Origin of the sequence: Aeromonas sp. INTO2, from assembly GCF_049860605.1 — a bacterium.
Taxonomy (GTDB): Bacteria; Pseudomonadota; Gammaproteobacteria; order Enterobacterales; family Aeromonadaceae; genus Aeromonas; species Aeromonas caviae.
Genome location: NZ_CP187588.1, coordinates 4,477,501 through 4,501,322, shown reverse-complemented (window position 1 = coordinate 4,501,322; position 23,822 = coordinate 4,477,501). Strand labels below are relative to the sequence as shown.

Here is a 23,822-nt window from a genome sequence, read left to right as displayed (position 1 = left end):
TCGGCGAGCGCCCCACCGCGCTCGCCACTGGCGATCATCCGTGGTTGCAGATCTTGTCGGCGCGGGTCTGGAACCCTGACTCCGAGTCGATGAACTTGCCGCGCCTGGCCAGGAAGTCGATCAGGGCGTCAGCGTCCATCTCGCTGGCGCTGCAGGTGTGGAACCGGGCCTCGGCACCGAAGCGCGAGGCGATCGCCGCCCTGAGGCTGGCCCGGGTAAACGGACTCTCCTGCTCCAGCATCATCTCCATCACTTCGTGACCGTGTATCGATTGGGACATCTCGAACCTCTTTAATCATCATGTCAGATGACAATTAAAGCCCGAAGCCCGGAGAGGGTTCTTGATATAGGCCAACAAAACGCCTTTTTTAACGCCAGCGGGCTGGTCGTGAGCACCGCTTTGTCGATAATGTGGCAACCTGACGGGGGGATGGCTACACTGTCGCCCCTTTTTGCCACCGCAGACAGAAAATAAGGACATTGGCGTCATGCTGTTCCATGGATTGGTCTTCAAACCCTGGCGGATCTGGACCCGTCGCCCGCTCTGGTTGAAGACTCTGCTCGGCATGCTGACCGGGATAGGTCTGGGACTCTGCTTCAGCGAGCAGGCCCTGCTGCTCAAGCCCATCGGCGTCCTGTTCGTCAACACCATCCAGATGCTGATGGTGCCCCTCATCTTCTGTTCCGTCCTGGCAGGCCTCACCGCCCTGCTCAAGGGCAAGCGGCTCGACCGCATCGCCGGCAAGGCCATCGGCTTCTATCTCTGCTCCACCGCCGTCGCCATCTGCATCGGCCTGATGATGGGCTGGCTGCTGGAACCGGGCATGGGCGCCAACATGGGCCCTTATGAACGGGGTGCCATGGCGCAGCAACCTACTCTGGCCAGCGTGCTGAGCCACCTGGTGCCGCGCAACCCGGTGCAGGCCATGGGCGATGGCAAGATATTGCAGGTGATCGTGTTCGCCGTGGCCCTCGCTCTCGCCCTCAACGCCACCGGACGACGCGGCCGCCCCGCCATCCTGTTCTTTACCTCCCTGGCAGAGGGAATGTTCAAGCTGACCCAGATGGTGATGGCCCTGGCCCCCTATGGCGTCTGCGCCCTGATGGCCTGGATGACCGGCAAGTACGGCGTCAGCCTGCTGTTGCCGCTGCTCAAGGTGATCGGCGCCGTCTACCTCGGCTGCCTGCTCCACGTGCTTGGCGTCTACAGCAGCCTGCTGCTCCTGATGGCGCGCCTCAACCCGTTGCACTACTTCAAGAGCATCGTCGATGCCCAGGCGGTGGCCTTCACCAGCAGTTCAAGCAGCAGCACCCTGCCCATCAGCCTGGCCTGCGCCGAACGCAGGCTCGGGGTCTCCCCCGCCATCACCGCCAAGGTGCTGCCCATCGGCGCCACCATCAACATGGATGGCACCGCCCTCTATCAGGGGGTCACCGCCCTGTTCGTGGCCCAGGCCTTCGGGGTGGATCTGCATCTGGTGGATTACCTGACCCTCATCAGCATCGTCACGCTGGCCAGCATCGGCACGGCAGGCACACCCGGTACCGGGCTGATGCTGCTGACCCTGACCCTCACTGCCGTGGGACTGCCGCTGGAAGGGGTGGCGCTCATCGCCGGCATAGACCGGATCCTCGACATGGCGCGCACCACGGTCAACGTCTCCGGCGACATCCTGGTCTCCGTGCTCATCGCCCGCAGCGAGAAGGAGCTGGATCTCGCCACCTACCACGATGCCCATGCGGGGGATGACATCGACTTCACCCTGCGCTGAGGGCGCGAGGGGCGTTCAGTGATCCTGGGGATCGTGATGGCAGCGCCAGCAGATATCGAAGTTGGCGCCGTTCTCCTCCCCGCACTGACCGCACAGCCAGCCGTTGCCCTGGCGCTGCTGGTAGCGCTCGATGATCCGGCCCGCCCGCTGACGATCCCGCTCGTTCACCATCAGGGTCACTTGCAGCAGATCCACCGGCAGCTCCCCAAGCGCGCCGGAGAGCCCTTCGCCGCTGAGGCGCACCCTGACTCCCTCTACCTCCAAGGCCCCTTTCAGGGCATGCGCCTCCAGGGAGTGAGAGGCGCGATACAAGTTAATCCACTGATCCATACGTTGTCCTCGAAACCCTTGCCAGTGCCATCATCACCAGCACTACCATCATTCCAGGGCGAGCATCTTCCGGGAGCGAGATGCCCGATACAGATTCATCCACTGATCCATACGTTGTCCTCGAAACCCTTGCCAGTGCCGTCATCACCAGCACTACCATCATTCCAGGGCGAGCATCTTCCGGGAGTGCGATGCCCGATACAGATTCATCCACCGCTCCATACGTTGTCCTCGAAACCCTTACAGCAGCTTGTCGATGCCGTAAGCCGGGCCGTTGGCCACCAGAAAATCGATGAATGCCCTCAGCTTGCGCGGCATCAGGCGCCGCTCGGGAAACAGCAGGTAGATGGGTACCCTGGGTTGCTGCCACTCCGGCAGCAAGGAGACCAGCGTCCCGTTCGCCAGCTCATCATGGCACAGCATGGCGGGCAGGGAAGCCAGCCCCAGCCCCGCCTTCGCCGCCTCCCTGGCACAGGTGATGTTGTTGACCTGGAAGCGGGACGGGGGATCCACCAGCACTTCGCGATCATCCAGCTCGAAACACCAGTGCGAGGCGAGGAACCCCGTGCTGACCGCGATCCGCTCGTGATGCACCAGATCGGCGGGCCTCTGGATCACCGGGTGGCGCGCCAGATAGTCCGGGCTGGCGCACAGCAGCCGCTCGGTGCTCCAGAGACGCCGCGCCGCCAGGTTGGAGTCGCTCATGTCGCCGACCCGCACGATGGCATCCAGCCCCTCGCTGATGGGATCCACGATGCGGTTGGTCAGCTCCAGCTCCACCTTCATGCCCGGATAGGCTTGCAGGAAGTTCGCCACCAGCCTGCCCACCACCAGCTGTCCCGTCTCGATGGGCACCGCCAGCTTGAGGGTCCCTGTCACCTCCTGCTGGCTGGCACTGAGCATCAGCTCGGCCTGGGCCAGTTCCTCCACCGCCTTGCTGCAGCGTAGATAATATTGTTCACCGGCTTCCGTCAGGGTGAGCTGCCGGGTGGAGCGATAGAGCAGCCGCGCACCGAGACGCTGCTCCAGCTCGGCGATGCGGCGGCTCACCGTCGCCTTGGTCATGCCCAGCTCCTGGGCAGCGGCGGTAAAGGAGCCCTTGTCGACGATACGAACGAGGATTAAGGCAGCATTCAGGTCCATTGTTTCACCAGTGAAACTGTATGTCTCATGAATGGATACTAATCGAAACAGTTGCACGATGTTAGCCTGCCCGCCACAGTTCAGGAAAACCAATATCATGAGTCAACACAAGAAGATCCCCCTGCTGGCCGCCCTGGTGCTGGCCCTGCTCGGCCTGCTGTTTGCCGGTTACTGGTATCTGCATGGCCGCTACTTCGAGAGCACCGACAACGCCTACCTGCAAAGCGAGGTGACCGGCATCGGTTCCAAGCTCTCCGGCTACATCAGCGAAGTACTGGTGACCGACAACCAGGCGGTGAAGGCCGGCCAGCTCATCGCCCGGCTCGACGACCGCGAATACAGGACCAAGGTGGCGGAGGCCGAGGCCGATCTGCACCTCAACCAGGCGACGGCGGATAACCTCGCCGCCACCCGTATCCAGCAGTTGAGCCTCATCCGCCAGGCCGAGGCAAAAGTCAGCTCGGCCAATGCCGAGCAGATCCGGGCCCAGCAGCAGGTGCGCCGGGTCAGCCAGCTCAATGAGCGTCACTACAGCTCCCAGGACAGCCTGGACGAGGTACGTGCCGGCTTGCAGGTCAACCAGGCCCAGGCACTGGAGGCCAAAGCCGCCTTGCAGGCCGCCCGCGAGCGGCTGCTGGTGCTGGATGCCGAAGCCAAGCAGAACCAGGCCAGGCTGGCATTGAGCGAGGCCCAGCTTGAACAAGCCAGGCTGGAACTCGGCTACACCGAGCTGCGAGCCCCGGCTGACGGCATCATCGGCAAGCGCAGCCTGCGGGAAGGGCTCTACGTCCAGTCCGGTATGCAGGTGGCCAGCCTGGTGCCCCTGAGCCAGGTGTGGGTCGAGGCCAACTTCAAGGAGACCCAGTTGCAGCACATGCAGCCGGGCCAGAAGGTGGAGGTGATCCTGGATGCCTATCCGGATCAACCGGTCGAGGGGATCATCGACAGCCTCTCTCCGGCCACCGGCGCCAAGTTCGCCCTGCTGCCGCCGGAGAACGCCACCGGTAACTTCACCAAGATCGTGCAGCGGGTACCGGTCAAGATCCGCATCCCGGATCCGGGCGCTCTGGCGGGCAAGCTGCTGCCCGGCCTCTCCACCGAGGTGATCGTCGACACCCGCACCCCTGATCCCGTGGTGGCCGCCCACTGATGGACGCCATACCACGCCGCAACTGGATCGCGGTCATGGGGGGCCTCATCGGCGCCTTCATGGCCATCCTCGACATCCAGATCACCAACGCCTCCCTGAAAGACATTCAGGGGGCACTCTCGGCCACCCTGAGCGAGAGCTCCTGGATCTCCACCTCCTATCTGGTGGCGGAGATGATCGCCATTCCGCTGAGCGGCTGGCTGAGCCGGGGACTGAGCGTGCGGCGCTACCTGCTGTGGACCACGGGCGCCTTCATCGTCGCCTCCGTGCTCTGCTCGTTCAGCTGGAACCTCACCAGCATGATCGTCTTTCGGGCGCTGCAGGGCTTCACCGGCGGGGCCCTGATCCCCATGGCCTTCTCCCTCATCGTCAGCCTGCTGCCGCTGCACAAGCGAGCCACCGGCATGGCGCTGTTCGGCCTGTGCGCCACCTTCGCCCCCGCCATCGGCCCGACCCTGGGGGGCTGGCTGACGGAGCAGATGTCCTGGCACTACATCTTCTATCTGAACGTGCCGCCCGGCCTGCTGGTGATGGCCATGCTGGCCCACGGACTGGACAGGAAGCCCGTGGACTGGGAGGTGATCAAGCGGGTGGATCTCATCGGTATCCTCACCATGGCGGTGGGTCTCGGCCTCCTGGAGGTGGTGCTGGAAGAGGGCAACCGGGAGGACTGGTTCGGCTCGAGCTTCATCGTGCGGCTCACCGTCATCTCGGTGGTGGCCCTGGTGTTCTTCGTCATCAGCCAGTTGCTGCGCCGCCACCCCCTGGTCAACCTGCGGCTGCTGCACAACCCGCGCTTCGCCCTGGCCTGCTTCGCCTACCTGGTGCTCGGTATGGGGTTGATGGGCTCCATCTATGTGCTGCCCCTCTACATGACCCAGATCCACAACTACAACGCCCTGGAAATCGGTGAGGTGCTGATGTGGATGGGGTTGCCCCAGTTGCTGGTGCTCCCCCTGGTGCCCAAGCTGACCCACAAGATAGATCCGCGCTATCTGGTGAGCTTCGGCTTTCTGGTCTTCGCCATCAGCTGCTTCATGAACGTGAACATGAATGCCGACTACGCCGGGCCCCAGCTGATCCAGTCCCTCATCGTGCGGGCCCTGGGGCAGCCCTTCATCATGGTGCCCCTCTCCCTGGTGGCGACCGCCAGCCTGACGCCGGACGAGATCCCCTCTTCCTCGACCCTGCTCAACGTGCTGCGCAACCTGGGGGGCGCCTTCGGCATCGCCATCATCGCCACCCTGATCGACAACGACACCCGGACTCATGTCAGCCAGATCGGCAGCACCCTGGCCGCCACCAGCATCGAGGGGCAGGCCTATCTGATGCAGCTGGCCCAGAACATGATGGCCCAGGGAGCCGGGCCGGAGCAGGCCCAGTTGCAGGCCCGGGCCATGCTGTCGAACACCATCAGCCGCGAGGCGGCCATCATGGCCTACAACCAGGTGTTCTACGTGATGGGTATCTTCCTGCTCGTCGCCAGCGCCCTGATGCTGCTGCTCAAGCAGCCGGCCCCGAGGGCCCCTGACGCAGAACCGGTCGAGGCGTGAAAGGTGGGGATCACATAGCAAAACGGGCCAGAAGGCCCGTTTTTCATAGCTGCCCGCTGGTCAGCCCGCCAGGGAGGCGGCGATCAGGAACTGGGCCGCGAAGTAGCTGCTCATGATCCAGGCCGTGGCATGGGGGAAGGGGCGGCGGAAGCGGTCCAGTGCCAGCATGCTGTCGGAGAAGAGGAACATCAGCGCCCCCACCAGGGCGGCGGCGCTGCCGGCAGTGAGAGAGGCATGCCAGGCACCGGCAGCCACCCAGGCCATGGCGATGATCACCAGCATGTAGCAGAAGACGGGGATCCTCATCTCGCCGAGCTGGCCCCACAGGAGCCCGAACACCATGCCGGCCACCAACAGCAGCAGCAGGCCGTCCACCAGCTTGAGCACCAGGGGCCCCTGGGCGAACCCGACGATGTAGCAGAGGTGAGCGACAAGAAATGCCGCCAGCCCCTGGATGAAACGATCCCGTGGCAGCATCAGCAGCACGTCACCCGCCAGCGACAGGCAGAGACCGAGCAGGATCCAGGCGTGGGAGCCGTTGTGATCGTCGCTCTGGTAGCCAAACGCCAGGGCGATGATGAACAGCATGGTCAGGGGTTTGCTGATGTAGAACTGACGGGAGTCTGAGCCGTAAGCCGCGCGGATGTGCCACCAGCCCGATGCGATGATCAAGAAACTCAATAACATGCCCTGCTCCTCACCGGCTGCTCGCCCTGGGGCGGCAACCTCTTTAGTGCCCGCAAGAGTAGCAAATTCCCCTGGCCAGTGGCAGAGGCTGAAGCAGATGGCACCCTACACCTAAAGTCTAATTGCCCCCATCCCCGCCCTCGGGCATAAGAGACAGTTCTGGAGGATCACCATGGAAGACGCTATGACCAACTACCTGCCCGCTATCGACATCATGATGTGCCATCTTGGCATCAGCTTTGAACAGGCCTGCGAGCAGCTTGGCCTCAGCCCGCAGGAGCAGCAGACCCTCGACCAACTGCAAAAACAGAAGCAGACCCAGTCCAACTGATGCCCTGGACTGATGGCCCGAAGCGGCTGGCATCACAGCCCAGCATAAAAAACGGCGCCCGAAGGCGCCGTTTTTTATTGGGTGATGGTCAGGGTCGAGCGACCCGGCGGCGTTGCAGCCAGACCACGGCCCCGAACAGCAGGAAGCCCGGCAGCCACATCAGCTCCTTGGGCCAGCGCTCGGTAGGCGCCTTGACGCTCAGGATCTGCTGATCCATCTCCAGCCCCAGATCGGCGGCCTGGCTGCCGAAGGTGACGGTGTCGATCAGGATCTTGCCCTCCTGCTCATAGGTCTGGATCCCCAGCTTGGCCAGACGATCCTCGCCACTGGCGCCCTCCGGCACCGGCAGCAGCACGGTGAAGCGGCGCAACTTGCCCACCGCATCTTCCCCTTCCATGCGCAGGCGCAGGGTGCTCTCGGCCTCCACCTGCCCCATGGTCTGGACCAGCTCGGCCGGGGCGGTGTCGCGATACGGGTCGTGCAGCAGATCCATCCAGAAGCCAGGACGGAACAGGGTGAAGGCCACCAGCAGCAGCAGCACGCTCTCGTACCAGCGGCTCTTCACCAGGAAGAAGCCCTGGGTGGCGGCAGCGAAGATCAGCATGGCGATGGTGGCCACGAAGAAGATCAGTACGCCGTGGGCGAAGTCCACGTTGATCAGCAGCAGATCCGTGTTGAAGATGAACAGGAAGGGCAGCGCCGCGGTACGCAGGCTGTAGTAGAACGCCGTGATCCCGGTCTTGATGGGGTCGCCCTTGGAGACGGCGGCCGCGGCGAACGAGGCCAGCCCCACCGGCGGGGTCACGTCCGCCATGATGCCGAAGTAGAAGACGAACAGGTGCACCGCGATGAGCGGCACGATGAGGCCGTTCTGCTGGCCCAGGGTGACGATCACCGGCGCCAGCAGGCTCGATACCACGATGTAGTTGGCAGTGGTCGGCAGTCCCATGCCGAGGATGAGGCTCAGCAGGGCGGTGAGGATCAGCATGAGCAGCAGGTTGCCCATGGAGAGGAACTCCACCAGATCCGCCAGCACCAGGCCGACGCCGGTCTGGGAGACGGCCCCGACGATGATACCGGCAGTGGCGGTGGCAATGCCGATGCCGATCATGTTGCGAGCACCGGCAATCAGCCCCTCGCGCAGGTCCACCACGCCATCGGTGAAGGAGCCGTAGTCATGCTTGCCGTCGGTGCGCAGCCAGTTCAGCAGCGGTCGCTGGGTCAGCAGGATGATGATCAGCATCACCGAACCCCAGAAGGCCGACAGGCCGGGGGAGAGGCGCTCCACCATCAGACACCACACCAGCACCACCACGGGCAGCAGGAAGTGCAGGCCGGAGAGCAGCACGGCGCGGGTCTCGGGCAGCTCGTCCAGCGGCTTGTCCGGGTCTTCCGCCGGCAGCGGCGCGTTGCTGGCGGCGATCTTCAGCAGTCCCAGGTAGGCGACGGCCAGCAACACGCTGATCCCCGGCAGGGCATAGTCACCCAGCACCGGCTTGAGCCAGCCCAGACCGTAGTAGACCGCCATGGAGAGGCCGCTGATGAGGGCGGCACCGAAGGCGAAGCCGGTCAGGCGACGCAGCCAGGGGCGCGGCTGACGGTTGCCGATGGGCTGCATCCCGAGCTTGAGCGCCTCGAGGTGCACGATGTAGAGCAGGGCGATGTAGGAGATGGCCGCCGGCAGGAAGGCGTGCTTGATGATCTCCACATAGGGGATGCCCACGTACTCCACCATCAGGAAGGCCGCAGCCCCCATGACCGGCGGCATGATCTGGCCGTTGACCGAAGAGGCCACTTCCACCGCGCCGGCCTTCTCCTTGGAGAAACCGACCCGTTTCATCATGGGGATGGTGAAGGTGCCCGTGGTCACCACGTTGGCGATGGAGGAGCCGGAGATGACGCCGGTCAGGGCCGAGGCGACCACGGCCGCCTTGGCCGGGCCGCCGCGCAGGTGACCCAGCAGGCTGAAGGCGAGCTGGATGAAGTAGTGGCCCGCACCGGCGCGCTCGAGCAGGGCGCCAAACAGCACGAACAGGAAGACGAAGCTGGTGGAGACCCCAAGGGCGATGCCGAACACCCCTTCGGTGGTGATCCACTGGTGGTTGGCCAGCGCATGCAGGCTCACCCCGCGGTGGGCCAGCAGGGAAGGCATCCAGGGACCGGCCAGGCTGTAGGCCAGGAAGACGATGGCGATGACCGCTAGGGCCGGGCCCAGGGCGCGGCGGGCCGCTTCCAGCAGGAGCGGGATGCCGACGCAGGCCACCGCGAAGTCCATGGTGGTCAGGTTGCCGGGACGCTGGGCAAGCTCCTGGTACATCACGAACAGATAGCTGGCGACGGCGGCACCGACGAGGCCGAGGGCGATGTCGGCAAGGGGAACCCTGTCTCGCGGTGAGCTGCGCATGGCCGGGAACACCAGGTAGGCGAGCAGGATGGCGAAGGCCAGGTGAATCGAGCGTGTTTCAGTGTCGTTGAGGACGCCGATGCCGAGGGAGAAGGGCAGCGGCGAGGCGATCCAGAGCTGGAACAGGGACCAGATCAGCGCAAGACCTGCGATGATCCAGCTCATGGGGCCGACGGGCAGCCTGGCGCCGACGTCCTGGGCGATCAGCTCCTCGGCCGAGAGCGCCTCTTGTTGTTGTGTTTGCTGCATAGTGTGACTCTGTAGGTACTGCAATAAATGAGACTCGCCCCCCCAAAGGAGGAGCGAGTCCGGGGCACATCCGAAGACGCAGCCGGATTACATCCAGCCACGTTCCTTGTAGTAACGCACAGCGCCTTCATGCAGCGGAGCGGAGAGACCCACCTTGATCATGTCGGCTTCCTTCAGATCCGCGAAGGCCGGGTGCAGGCGCTTGAAGCGGTCCAGGTTGTCGAACACGGACTTGACCAGCTGGTAGACCACTTCCGGATCGGCCTTGGCGCTGGTGGAGAGCACCGCCTTGCCACCGATGGACGGAGTCGGGTTCGGGCTGCCCTTGTAGAGACCACCCGGGATCTCGGCCTTGCTGTAGTAGCTCTTCTCGGCCAGCAGCTTGTCGATCTCGGGGCCGGTGACCGGCACCAGCACGGTGTCCGTGGTGGTGGAGGCTTCCTGGATGGCGCCGTTCGGGTGGCCGACGAAGTAGCTCATGGCGTCGATGTTGTTGTCACCCAGGGCAGAGGCCTGCTCGGCGGGTTTCAGTTCGGAAACCAGGCTGAAGGCGGATTTGTCCCAGCCCTTCACGGTCATGATCTCTTCGAAGGTGTCACGCTGACCGGAACCCGGATTGCCGATGTTGACGCGCTTGCCCTTCAGGTCGTCGAAGCTGGCAATCTTGGCGTCCTTGCGGGCCAGGATGGTGAACACTTCGCTCTGCAGGGAGAAGACGGCGCGGATGTCATCCATCGGACCTTCGGCCTTGAACGGCTCGACGCCCTTCATCGCCTTGTACTGGTGGTCGGACTGCATGATGCCGAAGTTGAATTCGCCGGAGCGGATGCCGTTGACGTTGGCAACACCACCGCCACTGGCCGGGGCGTTGCACTTGATCTGGTGATCGGCGGCGCCGCGGTTGAGGAAGCGGCAGATGGACTGGCCCGCCACGTAGTAGACGCCGGTCTGACCGCCAGTGCCTATGGTCACGAAGCGCTCCTGCGCTTGCACCGGACCACCAAACGACACACCGACCAGAGCCGCCGACAAGGCGCACGCCAAGGATAATCCTTTCATGTTCTTCATCCTTTTCATTGATTTATTTCACCCGTTTCCCGGGAGAATATGAGACAGACCCGCACCAAGACTGGGTTCGCCTATACGACCTCGTACGAGGAAATGGTCGAGCGGCACGCGCCCTTCCAGAAGCCACCATCATCCTGCGGTGAGATAATCAGCGTCATGCCGATCGGAGGTGATCTGACCAGAAACGGGTCAGTTCAAAAGCATTAACGCTCCGATTAAGCACATAACACCAACATAAATCAAACAAAACAGCAAAATGGCGGATTTAAATAGCGAGAAGTTTGAAGCGGATCATTCATTTCTCAAGGGCAGATTAATTACATGAACTATCAAAGGGAAGCAATAAAAAGCACGCCCAGATTCTTTCGCAACCCTTGACTGGCAAGGATTAGAAACCTGGTCCGTTATATTGCGAAGTGCTTACTGAACAGCATAAACACGACGTTAATGACGCTTTTGTCGCCAAGATGCAAAAACCCCGATCCGGGGCTGCCGGAACGGGGTTTGGTAACAAGCTGATTTCATTTGGGCCCGGCCATCACGCCTTGCTGCCAGCCAGCTCCAGAATGAAGGCGAACTCCAGGGCGATGTCCTCATAGGCCTTGAAACGGCCCGACTTGCCGCCGTGACCGGCCTCCATGTCGGTGCTGAGCAGCAACTGGTTGTCGTCCGTCTTCAGCTCACGCAGCTTGGCCACCCACTTGGCCGGCTCCCAGTACTGCACCTGGGAGTCGTGCAACCCCGTGGTCACCAGCAGATTCGGGTAGGGCTGGGCCTTGACCTGATCGTAGGGGCTGTAGGCCTTCATGTAGTCGTAGTAGCGCTTCTGGTTCGGGTTGCCCCACTCGTCATACTCCCCTGTGGTGAGGGGAATGGACTCGTCCAGCATGGTGGTGACCACGTCGACGAAGGGCACCTGGGCCACCACGCCGCGATAGAGCTGGGGCGCCTGGTTGATGACGGCCCCCATCAGCAGGCCGCCGGCGCTGCCCCCCATGGCATAGACCTGATCCCTGGCACCGTAGCCTTGCGCCACCAGCGCCTCGGTCACGTCGATGAAGTCGTTGAAGGTGTTCTGCTTCTTGAGCAGCTTGCCCTCTTCATACCAAGTGCGGCCCAGCTCCTCGCCACCCCGGATATGGGCGATGGCGTAGACGAAGCCCCGGTCCAGCAGGCTCAGGCGTGAGCTGCTGAAGTCCGGGTCCATGCTGGCGCCGTAGGAGCCATAGCCGTAGACCAGCAGGGGATTGGTGCCTGCACCACCCCCTGCCTTCTTGAACTTGTCCTTGCGATAGACCAGCGACACCGGCACGGCCACGCCGTCACGGGCGGTGATCCAGAGCCGCTCGCTGGCATATTGCGCAGGCACGAAGCCCGCCACCGGCTGCTGCTTGAGCAGAGTCCGCTTGCCGCTGTCCATGTCGAGCTCATAGGTGGAGGACGGCGTGGTCATGGAGGAGTAGCCATAGCGCAGGGCGCTGGTGTCCGGCTCCGGGTTGTAGGCAAGCCAGGTGACATAGGCGGGATCGTCGAAGGCGATCTCCTTCTGTTCGCCGCTCTGCCAGTTGACCTGACGCAACCGGGTCAACCCCTGGCTGCGCTCCTCCAGCACCAGCCAGTCCCTGAACAGGGCATAGCTCTCCAGCAGCACGTCCGGATTGGGGGCGATCACCGCCTTCCAGCGATCCACCGGGCTCTCCTTGGTCTCATAGAGGCCGAAGTTCTTGCCGTCCTTGTTGGAGCGCACATAGAAGCGGCCGCGGTAGTGATCCAGGCTGTATTCGTGATCCACCTGACGGGGCAGGAACAGGCGTGGCGTCTGGCCCGGCACATTGGCATCAATGAGGCGCGCCTCGCTGGTGGTGGTGCTGGAGAGGGAGATGACGATGAAATCTTCCGAGGTGGTGGCGTAGAGGCTCACATAGAAGGAGTCGTCCTTCTCCTCGTAGACCAGGGTATCCTTCGCGGGGTCCGTGCCCAGCTCGTGGCGATAGACTTGGTAGGGCAGCAGGGTCTTGGGGTGCTTGCGCACGTAGAAGACCGTCTTGCTGTCGTTGGCCCACACCAGGTTGCCGGAGGTGTTCTCGAGGGTGTCGGCAGCCCAGGCGCCGCTCTCCAGATCGAGGAACTGGATCCTGTATTGACGGCGGGAGAGATAATCTTCCGCCACCGCCAGCCAGCGGTTGTTGCGGCTCACCTCGAGCGCCCCGAGGGCATAGAACTCGTGGCCTTCGGCGCGCTGGTTGCCATCCAGCAGCAGGGCGGAGGCCCCGTCCCCTTCCACCTTGCTGCGGGAGTAGATGGCGTACTCCTTGCCCGGCTCGTAACGGGTCTGATAGCGGTAGCCGTTCTTCACATAGGGGACAGACTCGTCCTGCTGGGGAATGCGGGCCACCATCTCCTTGTAGAGCTGCTCGCGCAGCGGCTTGATCGGTGCGAGCATGGCCTCGGTGTAGGCATTCTCGGCCTTGAGATAGTCCAGCACCTCGGGCTTCTGCCGCTCGTCGTCACGCAGCCAGTAGTAGTTGTCGACGCGCGTGTCCCCGTGTTTTTTCAGGGTATGGGGGTGCTTGGCAGCCACCGGGGGGACAATGACAGGCTGGGTGGAAGTATCGCTTGTAGGCATGGCGGACTCTTCGTTGGCATGGGAACAGGGCGCAGCAAGCAGGCAAGCCAGCAGCAACCCCCGGGAAAAGGTGAACATGTCGCATCCTTTGCGCTGTCACAGGGCCGCCCCTCCCGCTGGTGCTGCACGCATCCAGACGGCACACCGGCAGGCAGTGGGAAAAGCGTCCCTGAGAAAATAAAAATTGGCGATCAATCTGCCCCTTGTCGCCCGGGGTTGCAAGGGCTCCCCGGACATTCCCCCCCAAATCGACGAAAAAGGGCCGCCATCTCGCGATGGCGGCCCTCCTCCCTGACCGTGGGCGACACGGGTTCGCTCAGGTGTGCCTCACATGATGGAAGTGTGTCTGCTCACGGTCAGCATCCATCAGCCGGGGTAGCTCGACCAGACTTTGGTCGCGCCCTCGTCACTGATGCTCAGCACCTGATAGGGCTGACCCGGAATATCCATGCCCGGCGCACTCTGGGGCATCCCCGGAATGGTCAGACCGCGGATCGCCGGTTTTTCCTTGAGCAGCTTCTGCACGTCGGCAGCGGGCACATGCCCCTCCACCACATAGCCGTTCACCACCCCGGTGTGGCAGGAGGCCAGCTGCGGGGTGATGCCATGCTGCTGCTTGATCGGGTCAAGCTGCTCGGTTTCCACGACCTTGACCTCAAAGCCGTTCTCTTCCATGTGCTTGATCCAGGTCTTGCAGCAACCGCAATACTGGGACTTGTAGACGGTTATCTGCCCGGTTGCCAGAGCAGAAAAACTGACGGTACCGGCCAGCACGGCCAGTAACAGGGACTTGTACATATCTCACCTCGGTTAAGAAGAAATGCCCGGAAAGGGAAACTCGACTCAGCCGTGGTGACGGGGCGGACGCTCGAGACGCTTCAGGGGCGCCTCCGGCATGAACAGAGAGGGAGAGAGGTATGTCGGCCTGTCGGGCTCAAGCCGGGCAACCGTCAGGCTGTCGTTGGTGAGCACCGTCATGGCGAGCGCCGAGGTGAAGCTGCCGCAGGGCATGGCTTTTTCCAGGGTACGCTCGCTCTGGCTGCAATGGGGCGTCAGGGTACAGAGATCGGTGGCCGCACGGCTGCCAAACGACATCAGCACCAGCACCAGACTCCACAGGGGGAGCCAGCGGCGGGCGCGAGCGAGTTGGCGACGGGTCAGGACCATGAGACGACTCAATGACGAAAGAGGGCCTATGGTAACCCTTGGCCCAGGGGGAGGGTCAACCCCTCCCCCGTCTGCATCAGGGTTGCTGGCGGGTGGCCGCCAGCACGATCTCCCGCACGCAGACGTTGGCCGGCTGGTGCCAGGCGTAGAGCACGGCGTCGGCGATCACCTCGGGTGCAATGACGCCTCCCATCTGATCCTTCCAGTCGTGATAGCCCGCCTTGATGCTCTCGTCCGTGGTGTGGCTGAGCAGCTCGGTCTCCACCGCGCCCGGAGCGATGGTCACCATCCGCACGCCGACATCGGCCACCTCTTCCCGGATATTCTCGGTCAGGGCGTGAACGGCGAACTTGGTGGCGCAGTAAGCGGCATGGTTCGGGAAGGTCTTGCGACCGGCGATGGAGCTGATGTTGATGATGGTGCCGCTGCGGCGGGCCTTCATGCCGGCCAGTACCGCATGCACGCCATTCAGAACCCCCATCACGTTGATGTTGAGCATCTGCTGCCACTCGGCGGGATCCTGCACGTCGGCCTGTCCCAGCAGCATGACGCCGGCATTGTTGACCAGACATCCCACCGGGCCGAATTGCGCCTCCGCCTGCGCCACGGCGGCCTTCATGGCGGCGGTGTCGGTGACATCGACCCCGATGCAGAGGGTATCGGGCAGGTTCAGCGCCTGCATGGGCTCGACCCGGCGGGCCAGCAACAGCAGCGGATGGCCGGCGGTGGAGAAGGCGCGGGCAATGGCGGCACCGATCCCGGCGGACGCGCCGGTGATCACCACAAGGGACTTGGACATGGAGTTTTCCTTCTGATGCGTTGAAATGGGCGTCAAACAAGGGCTGGCCAGCACGGGACCCAGTCACTATAGTCGCTACATCCATCGGCGATAAATATAGTTTTCCGCTGGTTATCATCTGAATTAACTATGGTATCCCCATGCTGGACCTGAGATTGCTGCGCTTCTTCATCGCCATCTATGAAGAGAAGAACATCACGGCGGCGGCAGCCCGCTGCCACGTGAGCCAACCCTCCCTCTCCGCCGGCCTTCGCCAGCTCGAAGAGAGCCTGGGGGACAGCCTCTTCATCCGGGGCAAGAAGGGGGTGGAAGCGAAGGATCCGGCCCACTATCTCTATCCCCACGCCGTCAAGCTGGTGGAAGAGGCGCGTCGCCTGCCGACCCTGTTTCGCCAGAAGGCGACGCGTGCGAGACTCAACATGGCCATCATGCCCGACCTCAGCCGACGTCGGCTGGCGGGATTGCTTCGGCGGGTGCAGGGGGTGCTGCCCGAGTTGGATCTCACCCTCTCCGATTACGGCACTCCGGCCGACTGCCGACTGACCCTGGATGCCCTGCGCCGGGAGGACGAGATCTTCCTGCCGCTCTGGGAAGAGGAGTACGTGCTGTGCGTTCCCAGGGGACACCCTCTTGCGGGCAGGGCGCGTATCGAGCTGGCTGAGTTGCAACATTATGATTTTATTGAGTGCCCACCCTGCGAAGCCCATCAGCAAACCATAGGCCTGCTGGCCTGTGACCGGCTCACCCTCAATCTGGTGGCCAAGGCCGAGAGCAAGGGGCTGGTGATGGCGCTGGTGCTGGCCGGGGTGGGTATCAGCTTCCTGCCCGACGGGCTGGTGGAGGACGAAGCGGGCCTGTGCACCCTGCCCGTGAGCGGCCCCCGGATGTTCCGCCGCATCGGCCTCTGCTACCCCGCCCACCAGACCCTGAATCCGGCGCTGCGCGCACTGATCCCGGAACTGGCGGGCCAGGGAGCTTCTTGATAACGTTTCAGCTCACAATCTGTCGCATGTGCCGGCAGCAGACCCTCTTCAGGAATCCCATGAAACGCATTCTGGTCATCTTTTCACACCCGGCGCTGCAGAGTTCCCGGGCCAACAAGCAACTACTGCACGCCATCGAGGGGCTGGAGGGGATCACCCTGCACGATCTCTGCCAGCGCTATCCGGACATGTTCATCAACGTGAAACGGGAACAGGCCCTGCTGGCGGAGCACGACATCATCGTCTTCCAGCACCCCTTCTACTGGTACTCCTGCCCGGCCATCATGAAAGAGTGGATGGACCTGGTGCTGGAGTACGGCTATGCCTACGGCCCCGAGGCCCACGCCCTCAGCGGCAAGCAGTGGCTCAGCGCCATCACCACGGGGGGCGGCCCCGAATCCTACTGCCGCGCCGGCTACAACCAGCGCCCGCTGCTCGACTTCCTGCTCCCCTTCCAGCAGACCGCACAGCTGTGCGGCATGCGCTGGCTGCCCCCTTTCGTGCTGCACTCTTTCCACAAGCTCGAGGATCCCGAGGCGCTGCGCCGCTGCGGCCAGGACTATCGCCAGCTGCTGTGCGCCCTGCGTGACGAGCAGCTGACCCCGGCCCAACTGGCCGAGAGCCCCTATCTGCGCGATCTGCTGGGGGTACTCCCATGACACACACTCGATCCGGGCGCAGGCCCGGCCAGCCCTCACCGGCATTCATCATGTTAAGGAGGAGCCGCTGATGGGACATGGATTGCTGTTTGATGCCCTGATCTACCTCTCGGCGGCGGTGATCGCCGTCCCGCTGGCCAAGCGGTGGGGGCTGGGCTCCGTCCTTGGCTACCTGCTGGCGGGGATCATCATAGGTCCCTTCCTGCTTGGTCTGGTGGGCGAGCAGAAAGACGTGATGCACTTCGCCGAGTTCGGGGTGGTGCTGATGCTGTTTCTGGTCGGTCTGGAGCTGCGCCCGGCCCTGTTGTGGCAACTGAAAGGGCCCATCCTCGGCACCGGTGGTCTGCAGGTGCTGCTCACCAGTGTCGCCCTGACCGGGGTGGGTTATCTTTTGGGTCTGCCCTGGCAGCAGGGGCTCGCCATCGGTCTCATTCTTGCGCTCTCCTCCACCGCCATCGTGCTGCAGAGCCTGCAGGAGCGCAAACTGATGCAGAGCGAGAGTGGCCGCTCCGCGTTTGCGGTGTTGCTGTTCCAGGACATCGCCGTCATCCCCATTCTGGCGATCCTGCCGCTGCTGGCCATTGCACCGGTCGCCAGTAGCGGCAGTTCGGAGCTGGCAGGCTGGCAGCACGGCCTGCTGGTGGTGGCCGCCATCGCCGGCATCGTGCTGGGTGGCCATTACCTGATGCGGCCGGTGTTTCGCGCCATCGCCCAGTCCCACATGCGGGAGATCTTCGTCGCTGCCGCCCTGCTGCTGGTGATCGCCATCGCCGTGCTGATGGAATCCGTCGGCCTCTCCCCCGCCCTCGGCTCCTTCCTCGCCGGCGTGGTGCTGGCGGACAGCGAATACCGCCACGAGCTGGAAGCAGACATAGAGCCGTTCAAGGGGCTGCTGCTCGGCCTCTTCTTCATGTCGGTGGGTGCCGGCATCGACTTCAGCCTCTTTGCCGCCCATCCCCTGTTGATCCCGTCACTGGTGATCGGTCTGATGGTGCTCAAGTGGCTGGTGCTGATGGGGCTCGGCTTTGTCATTCGCCTCTCCCCGAACCAGCGCTGGACCTTCGCCCTGGCCCTTGCCCAGGGCGGGGAGTTCGCCTTCGTGCTGTTCTCGTTCGCCGCCCAGAACAAGGTACTGCCGGGCAGCACCATCTCACTGCTGACTCTGGTCGTCGCCCTCTCCATGGCGCTGACACCGCTGCTGCTTATCCTCAACGATCGGGTGATCCAGCCCTGGTTCGACTACCGCAACCAGAGTGACACCCCCGAACATGAACAGCCCGAGCTGGTGGAACACCCGGTCATCATCGCCGGCTTCGGTCGCTTCGGTCAGATAGTGGGGCGCCTGCTCCACGGCCATGGTATTGGCACCACCATCCTAGAGCAGGATGCCAGCCAGATAGAGATGCTGAGAAAGTACGGCTACCAGGTGTTTTATGGGGATGCCAGCCGACTCGACCTGCTGCACGCGGCCGGCGCCCACAAGGCCAAACTGCTGGTGCTCTCCCTCAATGACCCGGCCACCTCCCTCGAAGTGATCGAGATGGTGAAAAAGCACTTCCCGCACCTCAGAATACTGGCCCGTGCCCAGGACAGACCCCATGCCCACGAGATCCTGCGCCACGGGATAGACAGCGTGCACCGCGAAACCCTGGGGTCGGCCGTGGATCTTGGGGTAGAAGCACTCACCCTCTTGGGATTCAGGGCCAATCAGGCCTGGCGTGCGGGGCAGATGTTCAAGCAGTATGACAACCGGCTGCTGCGGGAACAGGTCAACTACCTGGACGACGAGCACACCTATATCAACAAGAGCCTGCAATACCGCGACATCCTCTCCGACCTGCTGCAAGACGATCAGGAAGGACAGGAGCGTACCCACGCCCATCAATGGAACAGCGGTCTGCCCGACAACGACAAGGAAGCAACATGATTGCCTATTACCCCATGCTCAAACACCTTCACATGACCCTGGCCCTGGTCAGCCTGCTGCTCTTCCTCTACCGCTGGAGCCTGGCGCTGGCGGGCAGCGGGCGGCTGCAACAGAAATGGTTGAAGGTGCTGCCCCACATCAACGACACCTTCCTGCTGCTGTTTGGCGTGCTGCTGGCGGTGGCCCTGCAGATGAGCCCTGGCCAGCAGCCCTGGTTGATGGCCAAGCTGATTGCCCTGGTGATCTACATCGGCCTGGGCGTCATGGCGCTCAAGCGCCCTGCCCGCGGTCAGAAGCTGGTGGCCGGAGTGGCCGCTCTCGCAGTATTCGGCTACATGGTGGGCGCAGCCATCACCAAATCAGCCTGGTCCTGGCTGGCATAACGACGTGTCGAGGTGGGGGCCCGTCCCTCACCTCCTTCCCACCTCCCCCTCCATATTGCTTCCATTTCCTTCCAGTCACCCTGGTCGCAAGCATTCTCGCAAGGCTTGTTTTCAATAAAAAAAGGGCTCAAACAACCCCTTTTGCTTGTTGTTTTGTTTTATTTATCAATGGCTTGATTCTTCATGTATGAAAATGGCGACAGTTGTCGCAGCAAAACTTGCGACATAGACTGTCGCAGGCCATGGCTAGGATACACTCAACGCTAAACCAGTGAAGGCATGCACCATGAGTAAGAAGCTGTTACGACAACTGACCTTGGCGCGTTGCATCCCGCACCGCCCTTACAAGCTGACCGCCAGCCAACTCCAGGTAAAACTGGAAGAGGAAGGCATTCACGTCAGTCTCCGTACCGTGCAACGGGACCTGGAAGAGATGTCCGGCATGGGACTGTTCGACCTCACCTCCGATGAGCGCAGCAAGCCTCATGGCTGGTGCTTCGAGCGCCATGGTCTCAATGACTTTGCCAACATCATGCCGCTCTCGCTGGCAGTGGCCCTGAAAACCTGGAGCGACCAGGCAAGCCAACTGTTGCCGGCAAGCGTGCTGACCGAATTGAACCCGCTGATCGACAAGGCTGGTCAGGTGATCCGCGACAGCCAGAGCGAACTGGCCGAGCGCTGGCTGGAGAGCGTGCACCAGTCACCTCGCCCCTTCGCCGGCAATCCGGAGATCCGCCGCAGCACCCTGATCCGCGACGCCCTCTGGCGTGGTCGCAAATTCAGCGCCGAGATCCAGCGTGTCATCAAGGAGCGTACTGTCTGGCTCTGCTATGACCGCATCAATCCCCTCGGCATCCTGAACCAACCCGATGGCCCCATCCTGCTCTGTACCCTCTCCGAGCTGGATCCCAAGGTCTACGGCATCCCGTTCGATCACATCAAGAACGTGGAGTTGACCAACTTCAGCGCGACCCAGCCGAAGGACTTCAATATCCAGAAGCTGATCCGCGACCAGGGTTATCAGGACGTCAGCGGTCCGATCCGCTTCGTCGGGCGCATCGATGCCAACTGCCCGACCCTGATCGATGGACAAATCCCGGGGCATAACCCGCGCATGACCCGTTACGACAAGCGCAGCGTGGTGGTGGAGACCGAAGTGCAGGATACGCCCGAGTTCCGCTCCTGGCTGAACAACATGAGCGGCAACCTGGAGGTACTTGCACCCGAATCACTGCGCAAGGCCTACCCGACTCCTGGGACAAGGGTCAGCTAAAGAAACCAGCAGACAATACAAAGCCGAGATTTATCTCGGCTTTTGTCTACTTTTAAAGCATAAGTATTCAATTAATTTTGAACTCTTACACCCCTGATTGAAGCGGCTGTACCATCGTTTTCCTACCGATTTCTGCTTGTAAGAGATCTGCCATTCCCCCTGTAAGACCCCTCAGTGTTGAACCGTACGTGAAGCCATCCCGCACTGGGTATGCTTTCCATGGAAACTATCTAAGTAACTGATAAACGTAGATAATATTCCACACAAGCCCATTTCTGCACCGCATGTCACGGAACCCAAGCCGAATGCACACCTTGTTCGAGCCCGTAATTGCCTTAGTATGGGTCTCATAAGGACGAGCTGATTCGGCAGGATGCAGAAACAGCGCATAAACAAGGAATAGCCTGCAGGATGTGGGCAAGGAACACCTCGGGATGGGGTTGATAGCTAGGATGGTTATCACAAGGATCGACAGGACAACCGCAGGATGCGGTAGTTGGATACCTCGGGATGAGGTTGAGTGGCACGGATTGTCGCTCATCAAGGATGAAAGGACACCGCAAGACGCGGTCAGGAACAGCTTCAAGATGACGCGTGATAGCCAGGATGGTTATCAGTCAGGATGACGCAGGAACACCACGGGATGTGGTAATGGACACCTCCAGGAAGGAGAGGGTGAAGCAATCAGGACAGATTGCCAGGCTAGGAAGGCCATAGGACACCCCAACGGATTGGGAAGGGGAATTTCCAAAGGAAAGGATAGCGTCAAGGATTGCAGGGAGCATGGCAGTTCAGGGAATGGACGAAATGACTTGAGGGGACAGCAGATGCTGTCCCCTTTTCTTTTGTGCGGCCACACATCAGAGAATGGAATCAGCCTGAGCGATCCTGCCCACATCACGCCATCTGCATCACGGATAACCTGTTTGTATACCCACCAGAGGCAGCCACAGTAGCGTTCCTTGCCTTTCCTCCGCCCTCCCTCATCTATACTCAGCGATATCCACTAGGCCCCCAGAGCGCAGCAGATCAGCCGCGGCCAACCAGCCAGAGTAATCCTGGCGACTGATTCCAGGTAACAATGGCCACTGGCTTCTGCTCCGCCAGGCAGATTGTTGAGTCATCCCTGAACTGTCTATATGTGTGACCACGAATGAAGCGTGGATGCCATTCGGCAAGGCGGAGATGGTCGTGTAGGGAAATGAGGATAACCCGGCCAAGCCACCTGGCACTGAGGATGAGGGATTGGGTAAATGTCAGAAAGCAAAAAGGCCTTCCCGTCAGGGAAGGCCTTTCAATTTAGTGGCGGAGCGGACGGGACTCGAACCCGCGACCCCCGGCGTGACAGGCCGGTATTCTAACCGACTGAACTACCGCTCCGCATTCGGTTAGCTTTCGCTAAATCTTTTGCTGCTTGTTTGTGAGGTGTCATCCTCGTAGCCGGTCATGTGATTCTTCACATCACCGTTTAATTGGGTGCCTGGCAGTGTCCTACTCTCGCATGGCGAATGCCACACTACCATCGGCGCTACAGCGTTTCACTTCTGAGTTCGGCATGGGGTCAGGTGGTTCCACTGCGCTATTGCCGCCAGGCAAAAATCTTCAATCTCGGAAAGCTGATGTGAATAACGACTTCGCTAGTGTGCGTTGTCATTACCACTGAATTTGTAAGTAGTTCGCTCATTCGCTACAAGGCCAGAAACACTTCTTGGGTGTTGTATGGTTAAGCCTCACGGGTAATTAGTATGGGTTAGCTCAACGTATCGCTACGCTTACACACCCCACCTATCAACGTTGTGGTCTCCAACGGCCCTTTAGGACCCTCAAGGGGTCAGGGATGACTCATCTCAGGGCTCGCTTCCCGCTTAGATGCTTTCAGCGGTTATCGATTCCGAACTTAGCTACCGGGCAGTGCCACTGGCGTGACAACCCGAACACCAGAGGTTCGTTCACTCCGGTCCTCTCGTACTAGGAGCAACTCCCTTCAATCATCCAACGCCCACGGCAGATAGGGACCGAACTGTCTCACGACGTTCTGAACCCAGCTCGCGTACCACTTTAAATGGCGAACAGCCATACCCTTGGGACCGACTTCAGCCCCAGGATGTGATGAGCCGACATCGAGGTGCCAAACACCGCCGTCGATATGAACTCTTGGGCGGTATCAGCCTGTTATCCCCGGAGTACCTTTTATCCGTTGAGCGATGGCCCTTCCATTCAGAACCACCGGATCACTATGACCTACTTTCGTACCTGCTCGACCTGTCCGTCTCGCAGTTAAGCTGGCTTATGCCATTGCACTAACCTCCTGATGTCCGACCAGGATTAGCCAACCTTCGTGCTCCTCCGTTACTCTTTGGGAGGAGACCGCCCCAGTCAAACTACCCACCAGGCACTGTCCGCGGCCCAGATTCATGGGCCTGCGTTAGAACATCAAACATACAAGGGTGGTATTTCAAGGACGGCTCCAGCGCAACTGGCGTCACGCCTTCAAAGCCTCCCACCTATCCTACACATGTAGGTTCAATGTTCAGTGCCAAGCTGTAGTAAAGGTTCACGGGGTCTTTCCGTCTAGCCGCGGGTACACCGCATCTTCACGGCGAATTCGATTTCACTGAGTCTCGGGTGGAGACAGCATGGCCATGGTTACACCATTCGTGCAGGTCGGAACTTACCCGACAAGGAATTTCGCTACCTTAGGACCGTTATAGTTACGGCCGCCGTTTACCGGGGCTTCGATCAAGAGCTTCGCTTGCGCTAACCCCATCAATTAACCTTCCGGCACCGGGCAGGTGTCACACCCTATACGTCCACTTTCGTGTTTGCAGAGTGCTGTGTTTTTGATAAACAGTCCCAGCCATCTGGTCACTGCGACTCCCGACAGCTCCATCCGCAAGGGACTTCACCATCAAGAGCGAACCTTCTCCCGAAGTTACGGTTCTATTTTGCCTAGTTCCTTCACCCGAGTTCTCTCAAGCGCCTTGGTATTCTCTACCCGACCACCTGTGTCGGTTTGGGGTACGATGACTTGTAATCTGAAGCTTAGAGGCTTTTCCTGGAAGCAGGGCATCAATGGCTTCCGCACCGTGGTGCGTTCGTCTCGTGTCTCAGTGTTGTGTCTCCGGATTTGCCTAGAAACACCACCTACGCACTTTCACCAGGACAACCGTCGCCTGGCCCACCTAGCCTTCTCCGTCCCCCCATCGCAATTACAAGTCGTGCAGGAATATTAACCTGCTTCCCATCGATTACGCCTTTCGGCCTCACCTTAGGGGTCGACTCACCCTGCCCCGATTAACGTTGGACAGGAACCCTTGG

19 protein-coding genes, 1 tRNA gene and 2 rRNA genes (1 of these 22 running past the window's edge) are annotated in these 23,822 nt (G+C 61.5%); 9 read left to right on the top strand and 13 right to left on the bottom strand.

The features are described from left to right. Positions 1-34: 34 nt before the first annotated feature. A complete protein-coding gene (locus tag ACPW74_RS21365; RefSeq protein WP_039040405.1) occupies positions 35-280 on the bottom strand; it encodes a YecH family metal-binding protein in 246 nt (81 codons plus the stop codon). 208 nt (positions 281-488) lie between these two features. Between ACPW74_RS21365 and ACPW74_RS21360 the strand changes: the two genes are divergently transcribed. Beyond that, entirely contained in the window at positions 489-1,772 is a 1,284-nt protein-coding gene (locus ACPW74_RS21360; RefSeq protein WP_039040404.1) for a dicarboxylate/amino acid:cation symporter, read from the top strand. Positions 1,773-1,787: 15 nt separating this feature from the next. Here the strand turns inward: ACPW74_RS21360 and ACPW74_RS21355 are convergent, their stop codons facing one another. Together ACPW74_RS21355 and ACPW74_RS21350 are read right to left on the bottom strand one after the other, a co-directional pair. Beyond that, a complete protein-coding gene (locus ACPW74_RS21355) occupies positions 1,788-2,102 on the bottom strand; it encodes a DUF2007 domain-containing protein (RefSeq protein WP_010672587.1) in 315 nt (104 codons plus the stop codon). Positions 2,103-2,342: 240 nt separating this feature from the next. Continuing rightward, on the bottom strand, positions 2,343-3,245 hold the full coding sequence (locus tag ACPW74_RS21350; protein ID WP_010672586.1) for a LysR family transcriptional regulator: 903 nt from the start codon (positions 3,243-3,245) through the stop codon (positions 2,343-2,345). A gap of 97 nt (positions 3,246-3,342) precedes the next feature. Here ACPW74_RS21350 and ACPW74_RS21345 point away from each other — a divergent pair, with 97 nt between their 5' ends. Beyond that, a complete protein-coding gene (locus tag ACPW74_RS21345) occupies positions 3,343-4,395 on the top strand; it encodes an HlyD family secretion protein (protein WP_171865606.1) in 1,053 nt (350 codons plus the stop codon). Next, positions 4,395-5,948: a DHA2 family efflux MFS transporter permease subunit gene (locus tag ACPW74_RS21340; protein ID WP_042881900.1), complete on the top strand. Its 1,554-nt coding sequence runs from the start codon at positions 4,395-4,397 to the stop codon at positions 5,946-5,948. The genes ACPW74_RS21345 and ACPW74_RS21340 overlap by 1 nt, the downstream gene beginning before the upstream one ends. A 60-nt stretch (positions 5,949-6,008) precedes the next feature. On the opposite strand, the gene ACPW74_RS21335 is transcribed toward ACPW74_RS21340, so the two are convergent. After that, positions 6,009-6,635, bottom strand: coding sequence for a lysoplasmalogenase (locus ACPW74_RS21335; RefSeq protein WP_042864577.1), 627 nt, complete (start codon positions 6,633-6,635; stop codon positions 6,009-6,011). A gap of 172 nt (positions 6,636-6,807) precedes the next feature. Here ACPW74_RS21335 and ACPW74_RS21330 point away from each other — a divergent pair, with 172 nt between their 5' ends. Next, entirely contained in the window at positions 6,808-6,966 is a 159-nt protein-coding gene (locus ACPW74_RS21330; protein ID WP_005332188.1) for a hypothetical protein, read from the top strand. 88 nt (positions 6,967-7,054) lie between these two features. On the opposite strand, the gene ACPW74_RS21325 is transcribed toward ACPW74_RS21330, so the two are convergent. From ACPW74_RS21325 to ACPW74_RS21300, 6 genes are all read right to left on the bottom strand, one after another. Beyond that, a complete protein-coding gene (locus ACPW74_RS21325; RefSeq protein WP_279980986.1) occupies positions 7,055-9,619 on the bottom strand; it encodes a TRAP transporter permease in 2,565 nt (854 codons plus the stop codon). A gap of 87 nt (positions 9,620-9,706) precedes the next feature. Beyond that, complete coding sequence (locus tag ACPW74_RS21320) at positions 9,707-10,678, bottom strand: TAXI family TRAP transporter solute-binding subunit (protein ID WP_042865391.1); 972 nt, start codon at positions 10,676-10,678, stop codon at positions 9,707-9,709. 547 nt (positions 10,679-11,225) lie between these two features. Further along, entirely contained in the window at positions 11,226-13,391 is a 2,166-nt protein-coding gene (locus tag ACPW74_RS21315) for a S9 family peptidase (RefSeq protein ID WP_425858464.1), read from the bottom strand. Between the two features lie 288 nt (positions 13,392-13,679). Then, positions 13,680-14,111 (bottom strand): DUF411 domain-containing protein, encoded by a 432-nt coding sequence (locus tag ACPW74_RS21310; RefSeq protein WP_279980983.1) that lies wholly within the window; start codon positions 14,109-14,111, stop codon positions 13,680-13,682. Positions 14,112-14,156: 45 nt separating this feature from the next. After that, the gene (locus ACPW74_RS21305) at positions 14,157-14,480 is read right to left on the bottom strand and encodes a hypothetical protein (protein WP_069652338.1); all 324 of its coding nucleotides are present in this window, start codon (positions 14,478-14,480) and stop codon (positions 14,157-14,159) included. A 76-nt stretch (positions 14,481-14,556) separates the two neighbouring features. Continuing rightward, positions 14,557-15,279: an SDR family oxidoreductase gene (locus ACPW74_RS21300; RefSeq protein ID WP_045522991.1), complete on the bottom strand. Its 723-nt coding sequence runs from the start codon at positions 15,277-15,279 to the stop codon at positions 14,557-14,559. A gap of 140 nt (positions 15,280-15,419) precedes the next feature. Between ACPW74_RS21300 and ACPW74_RS21295 the strand changes: the two genes are divergently transcribed. The 5 genes from ACPW74_RS21295 to ACPW74_RS21275 all read left to right on the top strand — a co-directional run bounded on the left by ACPW74_RS21295 (position 15,420) and on the right by ACPW74_RS21275 (position 20,504). Then, the gene (locus ACPW74_RS21295; RefSeq protein WP_042015287.1) at positions 15,420-16,262 is read left to right on the top strand and encodes a LysR family transcriptional regulator; all 843 of its coding nucleotides are present in this window, start codon (positions 15,420-15,422) and stop codon (positions 16,260-16,262) included. Positions 16,263-16,321: 59 nt separating this feature from the next. Further along, a complete protein-coding gene (locus tag ACPW74_RS21290) occupies positions 16,322-16,921 on the top strand; it encodes an NAD(P)H-dependent oxidoreductase (protein ID WP_010672574.1) in 600 nt (199 codons plus the stop codon). A 70-nt stretch (positions 16,922-16,991) separates the two neighbouring features. After that, positions 16,992-18,848 carry a monovalent cation:proton antiporter-2 (CPA2) family protein gene (locus ACPW74_RS21285; RefSeq protein ID WP_043154446.1) on the top strand — a complete coding sequence of 619 codons (1,857 nt, stop codon included), beginning with the start codon at positions 16,992-16,994 and terminating at the stop codon, positions 18,846-18,848. Continuing rightward, positions 18,845-19,231, top strand: a complete 387-nt coding sequence (locus tag ACPW74_RS21280) for a SirB2 family protein (protein ID WP_103858883.1) — start codon at positions 18,845-18,847, stop codon at positions 19,229-19,231. The genes ACPW74_RS21285 and ACPW74_RS21280 overlap by 4 nt, the downstream gene beginning before the upstream one ends. Before the next feature lie 286 nt (positions 19,232-19,517). Then, a complete protein-coding gene (locus ACPW74_RS21275; RefSeq protein WP_029313511.1) occupies positions 19,518-20,504 on the top strand; it encodes a helix-turn-helix transcriptional regulator in 987 nt (328 codons plus the stop codon). A 1,303-nt stretch (positions 20,505-21,807) separates the two neighbouring features. On the opposite strand, the gene ACPW74_RS21270 is transcribed toward ACPW74_RS21275, so the two are convergent. The 3 genes from ACPW74_RS21270 to ACPW74_RS21260 form a co-directional block, all read right to left on the bottom strand. After that, positions 21,808-21,884, bottom strand: a tRNA-Asp gene (locus tag ACPW74_RS21270). Positions 21,885-21,982: 98 nt separating this feature from the next. After that, a 5S ribosomal RNA gene (gene rrf, locus ACPW74_RS21265) occupies positions 21,983-22,097 on the bottom strand. A gap of 126 nt (positions 22,098-22,223) precedes the next feature. After that, positions 22,224-23,822 (bottom strand): 23S ribosomal RNA (locus ACPW74_RS21260); it runs 1,290 nt beyond the window's last position.